At 57.7% G+C, this 390-nt stretch carries 1 pseudogene; it reads right to left on the minus strand.

Annotated features, from left to right (window positions below):
• A pseudogene (locus ACQ3F0_RS26810) lies at nt 1–390 on the minus strand (collagen-like protein); the annotation flags it as partial.

The raw sequence follows: 390 nt of genomic DNA on the forward strand, positions 1-390 counted from the left end.
CACCTTTCATGCCTGTAGGGCCTGTTGGACCGGTAGCACCTTTCATGCCTGTAGGGCCTGTTGGACCGGTAGCACCTTTCATGCCTGTAGGGCCTGTTGGACCGGTAGCACCTTTCATGCCTGTAGGTCCTGTTGGGCCTGTAGCGCCCTTCATGCCAGTTGGACCTGTAGGGCCAGTAGCACCTTTCATGCCTGTAGGACCTGTAGGACCAGTAGCACCTTTCATGCCTGTAGGGCCTGTTGGGCCAGTGGCACCTTTCATTCCTGTAGGGCCTGTTGGACCGGTAGCACCTTTCATGCCTGTAGGGCCTGTTGGACCGGTAGCACCTTTCATGCCTGTAGGGCCTGTTGGACCGGTAGCACCTTTCATGCCTGTAGGGCCTGTTGGAC

It is taken from the genome of Clostridium sediminicola, assembly GCF_050402865.1.
GTDB classification, from domain to species: Bacteria; Bacillota; Clostridia; order Clostridiales; family Clostridiaceae; genus Clostridium_AF; species Clostridium_AF sediminicola.